This window comes from Campylobacter sp. P255 (assembly GCF_003627915.1).
In the GTDB taxonomy this organism is placed as follows: Bacteria; Campylobacterota; Campylobacteria; order Campylobacterales; family Campylobacteraceae; genus Campylobacter_D.
On record NZ_NREN01000001.1, the window covers coordinates 13,892 to 29,159 of the forward strand.

A 15,268-nucleotide genomic window follows, 5' to 3' on the forward strand; every position below is an offset into this window, starting at 1 on the left:
TTTTATGGATTTTGATTTTTTAATCAAGTTTAGCCCTATGTTTATACAAGCTTCTTGGCTAACTTTAAAACTTGCTATTTATGGGGTGTTTTTCTCATTTTTAGTGGGTTTGTTTTGCGTGGGAGTGAATTATTTTAAATTTTCTTTTTTAAATTATATTTGTAAATTTTATATCGAGTTTTCAAGAAATACACCTTTATTGATCCAACTTTTCTTTTTGTATTATGCCTTACCTGAATTGGGAATTCAACTTAGTTCTTTTGCGTGTGCTGTTATAGGACTTAGCTTTTTGGGTGGTTCTTATATGGCTGAAAGTTTAAGAGCGGGTATGGAAGCGGTAAAAAAACAACAGTATGAATCAGGACTTTCTTTAGGTTTAAGCCAATGGCAAAATTTTCGCTATGTGATCATGCCACAAGCTTTAGGGATAGCCATGCCAAGCATTAGTGCAAATATCATTTTTTTACTGAAAGAAACATCGGTTGTAAGTATTATCGCTTTAGCGGATTTGGTGTATGTGGCTAAGGATCTTATAGGGCTTTATTATAAAAGTAATGAGGCTTTGTTTGCTTTAGTGCTTTGTTATTTGATTTTGATTTTGCCTATATCGTTAGTGTTAAACCGCATAGAAAAAAGGTTGAGTTATGTTTGAAATTTTAAACCAAGATACCTTTTTTAGATTAGCACAGGGTTTAAGGGTTACGCTTGAGCTTTCTATTGTAAGTGTTTTGATCTCTTTGTTAGGTGGTTTATTTTTTGGAATTTTAATGCATTCAAAAAATAAATTTCTTTATGTATTTTGTCGTTTTATGCTCGAGTTTGTACGTATTATGCCTTTGATTGTTTGGCTTTTTATCGTACATTTTGGTTTAGCTAAATGGTTTGGTTGGCATTTGAGTGCGGTGGGTTCGAGTATTATTGTTTTTAGTATTTGGGGTGTGTTTGAGATGATGGACTTAGTGAGATCATCATTAGCAAGTATACCAAAACATCAGTATGAATCAGGACTTTCATTGGGTTTTAATAAATTTGAAGTTTATCTTTTTATTGTTATACCTTTGTCACTAAGAAGATTGTTGCCAATGAGTATTAATCTTTTTACAAGAATTATTAAAAGTACTTCAGTGATTTATTTAATCGGTGGTATAGAGCTTATTAAGGTTGGTCAACAAGTAATAGAATTAAATTTATTTCAAAATTCTTATGCAGCTTTTGTGATTTATGGTTTGATTTTATTGATTTATTTTATATTATGTTACCCTTTGTCGGTTTATTCGAAGTATTTAGAGAAAAAATGGAGTTAATATGAGTTTTTTAAAAATACAAAATTTGCAAAAATATTATGAAGATCATCATGTTTTAAAAGATATTAACTTAGAAGTAAAACAAAAAGAAGTAGTAGTGATACTTGGTCCAAGTGGTTGTGGAAAATCCACACTTTTAAGATGTATTAATGGTTTAGAAGAAATGGCAGATGGAGCTATTTTTGTAGATAATGAAAAGATTGATAAAAACTATAAAAAGTGGACGCAAATTCGCCAAAAAATAGGCATGGTATTTCAATCATATGAACTTTTTGACCATTTAAATGTAGAGCAAAATATACTCTTGGGTCCTTTAAAGGTGCAAAAACGAAAAAAAGAAGAGGTGTTGGAAGAGGCAAAGTATTGGCTTGAAAGAGTAGGGCTTTTGCATAAACTAAAGGCTTATCCTAAAGAGTTGAGTGGTGGACAAAAACAACGTATAGCTATCGTTAGAAGCCTTTGTATGAATCCTGAAATCATGCTTTTTGATGAAGTAACAGCAGCACTTGACCCCGAGATTGTACGTGAAGTCTTAGATGTGATCTTAAATTTAGCAAAAGAAGGTATGACTATGTTGATAGTAACACATGAAATGGGTTTTGCAAAAGCTGTTGCTGATAAGATAGTTTTTATGGATGAGGGAAAGATAGTCGAAATTTCAGATCCGAAGGAATTTTTTGAAAATCCTAAAACAGATCGTGCGAAGAAATTTCTCAATTTGTTTGATTTTCATCGTTGATTTTATTTTTTTAAAAAAATATTTAGAAAAATAATATAAGGTTTCAAAAATCAAATTTAAATATAAGGATAAAAATATGAAGAAAATTTTTCTCTTATCGTTTTTTATGGCGCTTATATTAAGTGCATGTTCAAAATCTAATTCTAATGAAAACACGATAGAAAAAATCAAAGAACAAGGTGTGATCCGCATAGGTGTATTTGGAGATAAACCTCCTTTTGGTTACTTAGATGCACAAGGTAAAAATCAAGGTTATGATGTGTATTTTGCAAAGCGTATTGCTAAGGAACTTTTAGGAGATGAGTCTAAAGTTCAATTTGTTTTGGTTGAAGCGGCTAATAGAGTAGAGTTTTTAGAGTCTAATAAGGTTGATGTGATTTTAGCAAATTTCACTAAAACCCCAGAAAGAGAAGCGGTGGTGGATTTTGCTTTACCTTATATGAAAGTAGCACTTGGAGTTGTAGCTCCTAAAAATTCAGATATTAAAACCGTAGATGATTTAAAAAACAAAACTTTAATCATCAACAAAGGTACTACAGCAGATGCGTATTTTACAAAAAATATGCCAGAAATTAAAACCATTAAATTTGATCAAAATACAGAAACTTTTGCAGCTTTGATTGGAAAAAGAGGTGATGCATTAAGCCATGATAACGCATTGCTTTTTGCGTGGGCAAAAGAAAATCCAAACTTTGAAGTAGTGATTAAAGAACTTGGAAATCATGATGTAATAGCTCCTGCTGTAAAAAAAGGCGATATGCAAATGCTTAATTTTATTAATGATTTGATTATTAAATTAGAAAGTGAACAATTTTTCCACAAAGCATATGATGAGACTTTAAAAGCTTTCTTTAGTGATGATGTTAAAGCTGATGATGTTGTGATCGAAGGTGGCAAAATTTGAGAATGCAAAAATCTTTTAAAAATACCATCTATGCATCTTTAGGTGGTATTTTAGAATTTTATGACTTCGTGCTTTTTGTTTTTTTTGCAAATATTTTTGCAAAAATCTTCTTTCCTCAAAATGATGATTTTTGGCCTTTGGTGAATACTTATATTGCTTTTGGAGCAGGATACTTAGCTAGACCTTTTGGAGCTGTTATAATGGCACATTTTGCAGATACTAAAGGTCGTAAAAATGTTTTTTACATCAGTATGCTTTTGATGGTGATACCTAGTTTTATTTTAGCGTTTTTGCCAACATATGAAAGCATAGGTTTGTTTGCTACTTTTTGTCTTTTTGCGATACGAATTTCTCAGGGATTAGCCATTGGTGCTGAAGTAAGTGGAGCATGGATTTTTGTGAGCGAGTTTGTAAGTAAAAAAAGAATAGGCTTAGCTCTTGGGTTTATTTCAGCGACTTTAACTTTAGGTTTGTTGCTTGGAAATTTAGCCACTTTGATGGTGTATGAATTTTTTACTCAAGAAGAGGTAGAAGCTTATGCTTGGAGAATTCCTTTTATTATTGGAGGATTTTTTGGAATTTTGAGTTTATTTTTAAGAAATAAATTAAGCGAAACTCCAGAATTTCAAAAAATCAAACAATCTAAAACACTTTTGAAATTCCCACTTAAAAATGCGATAAAAACTCACAAGTTGAGTATGTTAGTTTGTATGCTTGAAACTATTGTATTGACAAGTGGGGTGGCAACTTTAATGATATTGCCTCAGTATTTTGAAGGTTTATTAAATATAAGTAAAAATACTGCATTGTATTATCAAAATTTTGCCATTCTTGCGGTGATTTTTGGTGCTTTGGTGCAAGGTTTTTTAAGTGATATTTTTGGTGCTTTTAAAACTTGTATAGTTTTTAGTATTGCCTTGGGATTGTTTGGATTTTTATTTAGTTTTTATAATGATGATTTTATATATTTTTACTTATTGGCTTGTTTTGCGCAAGGTATTATAAGTTTTGCTCCTATTTTTATGACCCAAATTTTTAATGTAGAAGTAAGATCAAGTGGACTTTCTTTTGCGTATAATATCTCATATGCATTGTTTGGGTTTGTTACACCTTTATTGATCAATGCTATTTATAAAGAATATATGTTTGTTTATATGATTTTTGTGATGCTAGTAAGTTTTGTGAGTATGGTATTGGTTTTTAAAATTTTAAAGAGTAGATCTTATAGTGCTTTATAGCACTATAAGATTTTACCACCATAAGCCTGCTTTTAAATAAACAGCATGTGATCTTGTTCGGGTATTGAAAACGCCACCATAATTTAACGATAAGTCGATATTGTTTGCTATTGCATAAGAAAGTCCAACTTGAGTATAGGCAAACCATTTTGCCGTGGAAATGTCTTCTTCGTTTTTGTAATCTGCTAGTTGTATAGTAGTGTTATCAGCATCATTGTAAAGGTTGATCAATCCACCTACTGAAATGGTTGAGCGTACTTTATCACTCCATGGCTTTTGCCATTTTACTGCCATTGTGGTATCTAAAAAATTAACTTGCGATGCGTAATAATGCTCTTTTAATCCGTTGATATGTCTTATAGAGAAATTTTTAAAACTCATACCTTGATAATTTAAACCAATCTCAGGTGAAAGCATTGAAATGTTTGCTGTATCATAAAGGTTAACGCCTATTTTGATATCACCACCATAGCTAAATGATTTAGAGTTTGATTTTGCTGATTCGGGTAGTAGTTTGTATTTTTTATCGATATCAATTTGAGTGTAGTCAAATTTAGTTCCAGCGCTTATAAAAAATTCTTTAATACCATCTCGCGCAAAAATATTATAATAGCTTAAACCACCATAATAAGTTGTATCATCAAAACTAAGTCTTTGCATACTTTGAACTCTATCTGCGCCCTCATATCCAAGATATACACCTAGTATACCATCATCGCTTGATAATTTTTTTTGAACCCCTGCTAAAATACCACTAGTGTGGTTTTTGATTTTACCTAGACTTGGGCTTATGTTGATGGTTGAGTAGCTATGATAAGGAATGGCAAAGGTAAAATACTCGCTATCGTAGTTTTTGTGTGTTAGAAAAGTTTGATCAAGTTCGTTGATCAAATCAGCATTATTACCATAACTTTCGTTGTGTTTTGAGTTATTCATATTATCTACTTGGCTAAAATCTGTTCCAAATGTTTTACCATTGATATCTTTTAACATATTTGAGATATTAATCGCTCTTAATCTTGCAGAGTAGATAGATGATTTTATTAAGGTTTTACCTGATGTTTCATTATTGTTTACCTTGACTTTGTATTGTCCTCTATTTCCAGTGCGAACAAAATCAAAAAGCCCTGTAATATCTTCGAGGTTATTAATGGTAATACCTTGTCCGTTGTTAACCCGATCGCCTATGGCTTTTCCGTCTTTATCTGCAACAAAGGTGTTAGAATCATACACCACATTAACTTTGGTTGTGGAGACAACAACTTTTTCTACACGAATTCCATTAATATCCCCATCAACGATAATGGAGTTTTCTTTTCTTTCTTCATTTGTAGTATACTCTGTGTTGTCAAAAAACCAACCTTTGATATTGGTAGTTGCACCTTTTTCATTTTTGATATGATAGCCGTTAGTTTTACCTAAATTTCCATTAAAACCTTTATGGCTATTTGTTGGGGTCGGGGTGAAGTTGTTGATATTTACTGTACCTTCTTTATTAATAATACCACCTTTGATATTACCATGGTTGATAATGTTGATACTTCCGCCCTCATTGTTAATGCTTGTTAAAATTGTACCTGTATTTACAAATTCTTGGATATCACCTTTGCTTGTGATAGATTTAATACTTCCACTATTTACAAGAGTGTTCATATCTCCATTAATACTAAAATCATTTTTAATCGTACCGGTGTTGGTAAAATCTTTAATATTTCCTTTGCTTGTAACAGAGTTTATATTTCCTGTATTTGCAAAAGAAACCATGTTTCCATCAATACTAAAATCATTTTCAATCGTACCTGTATTTACAAATTCTTGAATATCCCCTTTGCTTGTGATAGATTTAATACTTCCACTATTTACAAGAGTGTTCATATCTCCATCAATACTAAAATCACTTTCAATCGTACCTGTATTTACAAATTCTTGGATGTCCCCTTTGCTTTTGATATTTTTGATATATCCTGTGTTTGCTAAGTAATCAACCTTGCCTTGTTCTTGTATAGAAATACCTTCTTTAATAGTTCCATTGTTGATAATATTTTGCGTGTGAGAGTTTTTACCTAGATTGATATCTTTTTCGATTATACCATCATTGATGATATTGGTTATTTTTGTATTATTTTGAATGTTTCCTTTGATAGAGCCTATATTATGAATCGTATCTATAAAACCATCGTTTTTGATATGCCCTTTGATGGTTCCTTCATTGTATGCTAGATAGATTGTGCCTTGATTTTCTATAGATTCTAAGGAGGCTTTTTCGTTGTTGTGTATTGCAGAGATCATTGCTTCTTGATTTGAGTTGAAAATACTTCCATTGATAGTAGAGTTGTTATAAATTCCAGATTGCTCTCCTGATATTACACCTTGGTTGGAGATATTACCATCAATTAGGTCGTTGTTAAAAATACCATATTTTTTACCTAGGATAGATGCATTAGCACCTAAGGAGATGTTGCCATATATTTGACCGTTATTTAATATACCAGAGTGCTTTATGCCTTGTATAGAACCACTTTGTAGATCAATACTAGTTGTTTTGTTGTTTTTATCACCTATGATTGATTCGTTATTGATACCATTTTGGCCACCTTGGATGAGTGAATCACCCTTAAGTATGATACCTTTGATCGCTGTTGGTTTGCTTTCATCTTTACTTTTTTGAAGATAGATACCATTGGCATTTTCGCCTATGATATTTCCACTATTAATGATATTTTCGATATTAAATTGATCAGATCCGTTGCCATTGCTTGCAATGTTGATCCCGTTGTTTTTTCCATAGATAAGATTTTCATTTTGGATCGATTTTATACTAGTTTTAAGATTGTTTGTAGAGTCCTTATTAAACTTTAATTCTATACCATCTTTAGCACCGTGAATATTTCCTTTGTTGTGGATATTATCTATGCTAGCGCCAGTGTTTACGACAATAGCACTGTTTCGTATAGAGCTAATTTCACCTGTATTATCAATGGTATTGATACTTGAATTAGTGTAGTAAAAATCACTATATAAGCCTATACCTGCTTCTGTTGTTCCTTGTATAATTCCATTATTACTAATTTGACCAATACTTCCACCATGGATGTATATGCCTTTAGTTCCTTTTATAATCCCATTTGCTTGATTGATTATGCTATCTATTTTTGCAGAGTGTCCAGAGATTTCAATGCCAGAGTGAGCAAACCATGGACCTTGATATATGCCTGTTCCTATAATCTGCCCTGAATTAACCAAGCTTCCAAGGTGAGACTCATCAGAAACCTTGATACCATTTGCACCTTGTATTTTTCCTTGATTATTAAGATAATTAATTTTAGTATTTTCTTGTAGTTCAATACCTACTTCATTTGTAATAATGTTTGCATTTTTATAGTTGATAATAGTATTTATTTGAGAATTTTTTCTATATAATTTAATACCTTTCATGGCTTGAATGTTTCCATGGTTATGAATGTTATCAACTGTACTGTTGCTGTGTACCTCTATACCTGCGTGTTTGCCTTTTATATTGCCATGATTATAAATAGAACCTACGCTAGAATTGTTAGTAACATCTATACCATATTTACCACCATGAATTAATCCATGATTATTAATGGTATCAACTTTTGAATTATGGGTGATATCAATGGCCACTTCTTTATTGCCTTTAATGGTACCATTGTTGTTGATGTTGTTTACTGTTGAACTATTAGAAATTTCTATACCATCTTCTCTTCCATTGATGAAACCATTGTGTTTGTTGTCGATATTCGTAACATTAGAATTGTTGATACTGATACCATTTTTGTTGCTTGAGAGTATTTTAGAGTTATTTTCTATACTAACACCAGTTTTTTTGTTAATGGTGATGGCATCGCTGTTGCGTTTATCAATCTCTATGCTTCCATTGATCCCAATAATGATTTTTTGATGATCGTTGGGTTTTATGGTAGAGGTGCATTTTTGATTAATATCAATAATACCGTTTGCAAAGCAAAGATCAATTGCATAAATATTATTTACCAATACCATACTTAAAACTAGAGCCGATTTACGCTTTGATAAAATGTTGTAATTTTTCATGTAAATATTCCTTAGTTTTTTTGAAAATTGCTAAATTAAACTTTAACGATTCTACAATAAAATTTATTAAAAGAATATTAGTATTTTTTTGTAGTAAAAACATTTTAATATAAATTTTTATGAGCTTTTTAAATTTGCTATAATTATATTTTAAAAATTAGAGGGTTGTATGAATAAGATTTTATTGTTAGCTGATGGACTTTTTGCGAAAGATTTTTTAAGAAAAATTCATAGCAATAAGACCTTTAAAGAGAATTTGTGTGTTGTGTATTATAATGATGAAACAGTAGATTTAGACTTAGAAAATGAACAAATATCTTTTTTTAAGTTTGATCCTACGAGTTTAATTAAGTTGGAGAATTTATTCAAAGAAGATTTTCATCAAGCTATTATTTATATGCAAGAAGAAGCAGATATGTTGGCTTGTTATAAAAATTTAAGAAAACTACAACCAAGATTAAATATTGTGATTATGGATTTGTGGAATACACAAATTGATGATAATTTTTGCGAAGTGATTAATGTTTATGATACTTTAAGCATAAGACTTGCAGGTTGTTTAGATAACATGCCTTCCATGGCGCAGTTTATAGGACTTGGACAAGGTGAGATTATGGAGGTGAGAATTCCTGCAGGGTCAAGTTTTGCTTATAGGCATATTAGTTCGATTAGTCAAAAACGCTTTAAAATTGTAATGGTGTATAGAAATAACGAATTTATACTAGCAAGACCGGGGTTGATTTTGATGCCAAATGATAGCATTTTAATCGTAGGCGATCCTAAGGTTTTGCAAAGTGTTTTTACAAATGTCAAAACAAGTCTTGGGCGTTTTCCATCTCCATTTGGTGATAATATACTTTGTTTTATTGATATGAAAAAAATGAGCGAATTTGCCATAGAGAAGCTTATTTTTACTAGTTTGCTTTTGCATACTAGAATTAATAGTAAAAAACTTTATTTTAAAATCATCAATCCTACTTTAACTCCTATGTATTATAAGCTTAAAGCTTTACATAAAAATAGTATTGAAGTGATATTTGATCATGAAAATACTAATATTAAAAATATTAAAACATTTGTAGAAAATACCAACATAGGTTTACTTGTGATAGAAGATTATCTCTTTGAAAAAGAAAAAAGCTTTCTTTTTGGTTTAAAAATTCCTGTGTTAAAAGCAGGAAAAGGAGATTTTGCAGATCTTAAATCTTCAGTGGTTTTGAGTTCTAATTTTGAAGATGTGGAAGGGATTGCTTCGATTATGCTTGATTTTAATAAGCAAATTCAACTTGGACTTTCTTTATATTATTATGCGTTAAAACTAAACAAAGCAGAAATTTTTGAATATCATCAGTATTTTGAAAGTCTTTCAAAGTTACATGATGAAAAATTGCTTTTAGTGGAAGAAAAAGAACACAACCCTATTAATAAATTTTCCTACAAGCAGAATGTATTGCATTTTGTACCGTTTAATGAAAAAATTTTAGGAAATAATTTTAATAAAATTTTAAAAACAGATTTAAATACGATATATTATAAGATGAATAAAAATTATCAATTATTTATACCATCATTGTGAGAATAGCATGCAAATTAGAGTAAATTTAGGTGAAAAGATAAGTTATAATGTATATATTAATGAGCTTAAACAGCTAAAATTTGATACTAAAGTAGTGGTTTTAACCAATGATTTAGTGGCAAAACTTCACCTTGATATACTTTTAGAGAAAATTCAAGCTAAAGAGCTTTTTGTAATTAAAATTCAAGATGGAGAAGAGTACAAAAACTTACAAACTATCGAGTATATTATAGATCAAATGTGCCATTATCAACTAGATAGAAAAAGCATATTGATAAGTTTTGGTGGCGGTGTAGTTTCTGACATGGGTGGTTTTGTAGCAAGTATTTATCAAAGAGGGATAGAATTTATCAATATCCCCACAACTTTACTAGCATGTGTAGATGCGAGTGTGGGAGGTAAAACAGGTGTGAATAATCGCTTTGGAAAAAATCTTATAGGAAGTTTTTATCAACCAAAAGCGGTTTATTGCGAAAGTGATTTTTTAAAAACTTTACCTTCAAGAGAACTAGCTGCGGGTATGGCTGAATTTATTAAAATGGCGGCGGTATTTGATGATAAGATGTTAGATTTTTTAGAAAATTTAGATAAAAAAAGATTTTTAAACGGAAGCTTAGAAGATGATATTTTAGCTCAGATTATTCAAAAAAGCATCGAATTAAAAGCCAATGTAGTTTCGCAAGATGAGAAAGAAAATGGGCTAAGAATGCTTTTAAATTACGGTCACACTTTTGCACATGTAATTGAAAACCAAACAGGTTATAAAAAGTATCTACACGGAGAAGCTGTTGCTATGGGAATGCATATGGCAAATGTTTTAGCGCTTCGTTTGGGCTTGTTAGATTTACAAGAATGCGAAAGGATTAAAAAGCTGTTGCTTGAGTTTAATTTGCCTGTTGATTATTTAGTACTTGATGTTGATGAGTTTTATAATGCTTTTTTTATGGATAAAAAAACACATTTTAAAAAAATTAACTTTATCTTGCTTGATGGTCTTGGAAAAGCTTGTATTAAAAATGATATATCTAAAGAAGATGTTTTAGAAACTTTAAAGGTTTTTGCATGAAAAAAATTATTTTGATTTTATTTTTACCCTTTGTGTTGCTTTTGGCACAAGAAGATTTGGATCATTTAAAGCAAAAATTAAATGAAATACACAATAATCTTGCTTATAATACCTGGGTGATTAAATATAATAATTTTAATATTTATAAAAAAACACAAGCAGAAATTTTGGCTTTAGAAAAGGAAAGTTTTAAGGCAAATGAACGCAATAAAAGCATTATTGAAAGACAAATTTTAACTTTAAAAGAAAGACTAGAGCTTTTAAGTGAGTATAAAAGCACTAATTTTTCAAAGATGATACTAGCTCCCGAAGAGATTGAAAAAATGGATAAAATCACCAATCCGTTGGCGATTATTTCGGCGTATTCGCATATTAAAAAACTTAAGCGTGATAAAGAAGAGTATATTAATCTTTTAAACAGCTTTAAGCAAACCTTAGATGATCTTATCAAGGAAAATGTTTTGGTTGCAGAGGTGGCAAAACTAGAGCCTAATAAAGAAAATAACGAGTATTTAAGAATTTCAAATCAAATGGTTAGAGATTTTTCGCAGACTTTGCGTTTTGGTGAAATTTCTTACTCAGTATATGAAAAGAAAATTCAAGAAGAAATCGAAAAAACAACTGCTTCAATTAAAATTCAAGGTGTGAGAGCTTTTAATATTGTCTTAGCTATCGTGATTGTGGTTGCTATAGCTTTTTTACTTAAATTTATAGCAAGAAAATACATTGGCGATAATGATCGTTTCTACACAGCAAATAAAATTATCAATTTTATTAATATTAATTTGATTATTTTGATTTTGCTTTTTGGTTATATAGAAAACATTAGTTATTTAGTCACTGTGCTTGGTTTTGCTTCTGCTGGTTTGGCTATTGCGATGAAGGATATGTTTATGTCTATGCTTGGTTGGTGTGTGATAGTCTTTGGTGGAAGTTTTAGAGTGGGTGATAGGGTGAGAGTTTTTCAAAACAATACGCATTATATTGGCGATATCATTGATATATCTTTTTTAAGGATTACATTATATGAAGATATCTCTTTGCTTACATATACTGATAACCGAAGAAGTGGAAGGATTATTTTTATCCCAAATAATTTCATTTTTACTAATTTAATATCCAATTACACTCACCATGGAATGAAAACCATATGGGATGGACTAGATATCACTTTAACATTTGATTCAAATCATCAAAAAGCTTTAGAGATTATAGAAGAAATTGTAGTAAAAGCTTCTAAAGGTTATACCAAAATTGCAAAAGAATCTATGAGCAAGCTTAGAAATGAATATAGCATTCGAAACCCTAAAGTTGAACCTAGATTTTTTACATTTTTAGAAGGTTATGGTATGAGAATTTCTGCATGGTATATGACTAATTCTTATGCGGCTTTAGTTTTAAGGAGTAATATAAGTAAAGAAATTATCAATGAATTTAACAAACATGATGATATTAAAATAGCTTATCCATCGCAAAATTTATACATGGCAAAACATGAATTTATAGAAAATAAGGAAAATATTTGAAAAAAAAAGTATATTTTAAAACTTTTGGTTGTAGGACAAATATCTATGATACGCAGTTATTAAAAACCTATATCAAAGATCATGAAATCACACAAAATGAGCAAGAAGCGGATGTGATAGTGGTAAATTCTTGTACAGTTACTAATGGTGCTGATAGTGGGCTTAGAAGTTATATTAATGGTGTAAGAAAAAATGGAGTTAAAGTTGTACTTACTGGATGTGGTGCGGTAAGTAAAGGGAAAGATTTTTTCGACAAAAAAGAAATTTTTGGAGTTTTAGGAGCTTCTAATAAAAATAAAATTAATGAGTTGATTTCACAAGATAAAGCCTTTTATGAGCTTGGTAATTTACAATTTATTGATACAAAAATTGTAAGTAATTATGAAAATCATACTAAGGCATTTGTGAAAATTCAAGAAGGTTGCGATTTTGCTTGTAGTTATTGTATTATCCCAAGTGTTAGGGGAAAGTCAAGAAGCGTACCAAGCGAGGAAATCGTAAAACAAATCAAGCTTTTAGCGCAAAATGGATACAGTGAAGTAGTTTTAACAGGTACTAATATAGGAAGTTATGGTTTAAAAGACAAAACAACACTTGGGAAACTACTACAAGATATAGGAAAAATCAACGGCATAAAAAGAGTAAGACTTGGGAGTTTAGAGCCTGCACAAATTGATGCGAGTTTTAAAGAAATTTTAGATGAACCGTGGCTTGAGAAGCATTTGCATATTGCTTTGCAACACACTCACGAAAAAATGCTACGCATTATGCGAAGAAGATCACACACACACAATGATTTAGCATTGTTTAATGAATTAAGTCAAAAAGGCTTTGCTTTAGGAACAGACTTTATTGTAGGACACCCTGGCGAAAGTGAGTTGATATGGCAAGAAGCCTTGAAAAATTTTAAAGAATTTAAATTGACACATATTCATGCTTTTATTTTTTCACCGCGTGATGGAACGCATTCTGCTTCAATGAATGAGAGAATTAATGGCGATATAGCTAAAGAAAGACTCAATACTTTAAAAGATATTGTTGCAAAAAATAATTATGAGTTTAGAAAACAGCAAAAAAATAGCTTAGAGGTTTTAGTCGAAAGCAAGAAAGATGAATTTTATGAAGGTTATGATCAGTTTTTTAATAAAATCAAAATTGTAAGCAAAGAAGATATTGCTAAACAGTGGGTAAGTGTTGAAAATTACGAATGTAAAGAAGATTGTAATTATACAAGGTTAGGGGATGAAAAATAAAAAAATTATCTTAGCTTCGTTTTTATTACTTTGTGTTTTTGTGGTGGTTGCGTTGATAAAAAATCAACCTGACTACATTAGCAAGGCAGCTTATGAGGAGCTTTTGGGGCAAAATTTAATTGAAAATGTCATCATAGAAAATAATGAAGTACTATTAAAAACTAAAGAAGGGAATTTTTTAATCGCCAAAGAACTTGTAGACTTAAATACTTTGTGGCAAAAAACTCCTATTGAGCATGCTAAAGATTATAATATCAGTGAAATAGTTTTAATTGTTATTTTACTTGTTTTTTTAGTAAGTTATGTATTGTTTTTAAATAAGAGAAATAAAGACAGACAAAATTTACTTTCTTTGGAAAAAAATATTTTAGAAAAAACTGAACAAAATACCACTATACAAGATGTAGTTAGCGAAGTGAAATTTAAAGATGTAGCCGGAGTGGATGAAGCCAAAGTAGAGCTTTTGGAAATTGTTGATTTTTTAAAAAATCCTCAAAAATATAAAGATTTTGGTGTAAAAATGCCAAAAGGCGTTTTGTTGGTAGGGCCTCCTGGTGTGGGTAAAACTCTAATCGCTAAAGCAGTAGCCGGTGAAGCAGGGGTGCCGTTTTTTTATCAAAGTGGGGCTAGTTTTGTAGAAATTTATGTAGGTATGGGTGCTAAAAGAGTAAGAGAGCTTTTTTTAAAAGCTAAATCAAAAGCACCTAGTATTATTTTTATAGATGAAATTGATGCAGTTGGTAAAAGTAGGGGAGATTTTTCAAATGTAGAAAGAGATAATACTCTAAATCAGCTTTTGACACAAATGGATGGTTTTGAAGATAATAGTGGCGTGATAGTGATGGCTGCAACTAATAAAATCGACCTTATGGATAGTGCTTTGTTAAGATCAGGACGCTTTGATAGGAGAATTTTTATATCTTTGCCAGATTTTAAAGACAGAATGCATATTTTGCAAAATTATATGAAAGCAAAAAAATCAAGTGTAGAATTAGAAAAAATTGCAAAAGCAAGCGTGGGTTTTAGTGGAGCGGCTTTAGAAACTTTGGTAAATGAAGCAGCGATTAATGCTATAAGGCGAAAATCTGATATGATTGAAGAAAATGATTTTTTTGCAGTACTTAATAAAGTTTTAATGGGTAAAAAAAAGATTTTTTCTTTGAGTGATAAAGAAAGAAAAATTCAAGCTACATATCAAGCAGCTAAAGCCTTGAGTGCTTTCTATTTTGATGTGAAATTTGAAAAGATTACTTTGATTGAAGATAGATTTAAAGAATATGAAAATACGATTAAGTCAAAATCAGAATTGCTAAATAAAATCAAAGTTTTTTTAGCAGGATCTGTTGCGATGGAACTTATTTTTAATGAAAGCTATACTAATGCTCAAAGCGATCTTTTAAAAGCTAAAGAGTTGTTTGGTTATATGGAAAGTTTTGCAATGGCAAATGAAGGTTTATTGCAAGAGCAAAAACAAGAAGTAAAAGAGTTTTTGGAGTTAATGAAAGAAAAAGTAGTGAAATTAGCCAATATGCTTTTAGAAAATGAAAAGATAGAAAAACAAGATATAGAAAAAATTATAATGGAGTAA

11 protein-coding genes are annotated in these 15,268 nt (G+C 30.4%); 10 read left to right on the plus strand and 1 reads right to left on the minus strand.

Features of this window, described 5'->3' with window-relative positions:
* Positions 1–4 precede the first annotated feature (4 nt).
* The 5 genes from CKA54_RS00075 (at position 5) to CKA54_RS00095 (ending at position 4,185) form a co-directional block, all read left to right on the plus strand.
* Positions 5–652 carry an amino acid ABC transporter permease gene (locus tag CKA54_RS00075; protein ID WP_120758932.1) on the plus strand — a complete coding sequence of 216 codons (648 nt, stop codon included), beginning with the start codon at positions 5–7 and terminating at the stop codon, positions 650–652.
* Positions 645–1,304: an amino acid ABC transporter permease gene (locus CKA54_RS00080; protein ID WP_120758934.1), complete on the plus strand. Its 660-nt coding sequence runs from the start codon at positions 645–647 to the stop codon at positions 1,302–1,304. Before CKA54_RS00075 ends, CKA54_RS00080 begins: the two co-directional genes overlap by 8 nt.
* A 1-nt stretch (position 1,305) precedes the next feature.
* The gene (locus CKA54_RS00085; protein ID WP_120758935.1) at positions 1,306–2,043 is read left to right on the plus strand and encodes an amino acid ABC transporter ATP-binding protein; all 738 of its coding nucleotides are present in this window, start codon (positions 1,306–1,308) and stop codon (positions 2,041–2,043) included.
* Positions 2,044–2,119: 76 nt separating this feature from the next.
* A complete protein-coding gene (locus CKA54_RS00090; protein WP_120758937.1) occupies positions 2,120–2,947 on the plus strand; it encodes a cysteine ABC transporter substrate-binding protein in 828 nt (275 codons plus the stop codon).
* A gap of 2 nt (positions 2,948–2,949) precedes the next feature.
* Positions 2,950–4,185 carry an MFS transporter gene (locus tag CKA54_RS00095; protein WP_120759294.1) on the plus strand — a complete coding sequence of 412 codons (1,236 nt, stop codon included), beginning with the start codon at positions 2,950–2,952 and terminating at the stop codon, positions 4,183–4,185.
* A 12-nt stretch (positions 4,186–4,197) separates the two neighbouring features.
* On the opposite strand, the gene CKA54_RS00100 is transcribed toward CKA54_RS00095, so the two are convergent.
* A complete protein-coding gene (locus CKA54_RS00100) occupies positions 4,198–8,259 on the minus strand; it encodes an autotransporter outer membrane beta-barrel domain-containing protein (RefSeq protein WP_120758939.1) in 4,062 nt (1,353 codons plus the stop codon).
* Between the two features lie 169 nt (positions 8,260–8,428).
* On the opposite strand from CKA54_RS00100, the gene CKA54_RS00105 reads away from it, so the two are divergent.
* Genes CKA54_RS00105 through CKA54_RS00125 form a run of 5 tightly spaced genes read left to right on the plus strand, consistent with a single transcriptional unit; the run spans position 8,429 to position 15,268 of the window.
* Positions 8,429–9,835, plus strand: a complete 1,407-nt coding sequence (locus CKA54_RS00105) for a COG3400 family protein (protein WP_120758940.1) — start codon at positions 8,429–8,431, stop codon at positions 9,833–9,835.
* Between the two features lie 7 nt (positions 9,836–9,842).
* The gene (gene aroB, locus CKA54_RS00110) at positions 9,843–10,901 is read left to right on the plus strand and encodes a 3-dehydroquinate synthase (protein ID WP_120758942.1); all 1,059 of its coding nucleotides are present in this window, start codon (positions 9,843–9,845) and stop codon (positions 10,899–10,901) included.
* Positions 10,898–12,427, plus strand: a complete 1,530-nt coding sequence (locus CKA54_RS00115; RefSeq protein ID WP_120758944.1) for a mechanosensitive ion channel domain-containing protein — start codon at positions 10,898–10,900, stop codon at positions 12,425–12,427. The genes aroB and CKA54_RS00115 overlap by 4 nt, the downstream gene beginning before the upstream one ends.
* On the plus strand, positions 12,424–13,680 hold the full coding sequence (gene mtaB / locus CKA54_RS00120) for a tRNA (N(6)-L-threonylcarbamoyladenosine(37)-C(2))-methylthiotransferase MtaB (RefSeq protein WP_120758946.1): 1,257 nt from the start codon (positions 12,424–12,426) through the stop codon (positions 13,678–13,680). Before CKA54_RS00115 ends, mtaB begins: the two co-directional genes overlap by 4 nt.
* Positions 13,670–15,268: an AAA family ATPase gene (locus CKA54_RS00125; RefSeq protein WP_120758948.1), complete on the plus strand. Its 1,599-nt coding sequence runs from the start codon at positions 13,670–13,672 to the stop codon at positions 15,266–15,268. Before mtaB ends, CKA54_RS00125 begins: the two co-directional genes overlap by 11 nt.